1 pseudogene is annotated in these 234 nt (G+C 45.3%); it reads left to right on the top strand.

The features are described from left to right. Positions 1–66 precede the first annotated feature (66 nt). Positions 67–234, top strand: a pseudogene (locus FDX22_RS23875) (DNA (cytosine-5-)-methyltransferase); the annotation flags it as partial.

The following is a 234-nucleotide window of genomic DNA, read 5'->3' as shown; positions in this document are numbered from 1 at the left end:
TGCTGAAACGTCAATTGCACCAATTTATGTTAACCTGTCGACTATCCATTTCGCCCGGTTAAACGTATGCAGGATAATTTTTCAGTAGCAGGCTCCATGAACCCGATGACAGATGATAACGAGGCCGCCGCACAGGTGATTTTGGCTAAGTTGCTTGAAATATACGATGTGAAAACACTGGTTGCTCATCTGAATGGTGTTGGTGAGAATCGCTGGAGTCCGGCCATCTTTAAG

Origin of the sequence: Citrobacter sp. TBCS-14 (assembly GCF_005280805.1) — a bacterium.
GTDB classification, from domain to species: Bacteria; Pseudomonadota; Gammaproteobacteria; order Enterobacterales; family Enterobacteriaceae; genus Citrobacter; species Citrobacter gillenii.
The sequence above is the reverse complement of the archived record's forward strand: the minus strand, read 5'-3'. Positions and strand labels throughout refer to the sequence as shown.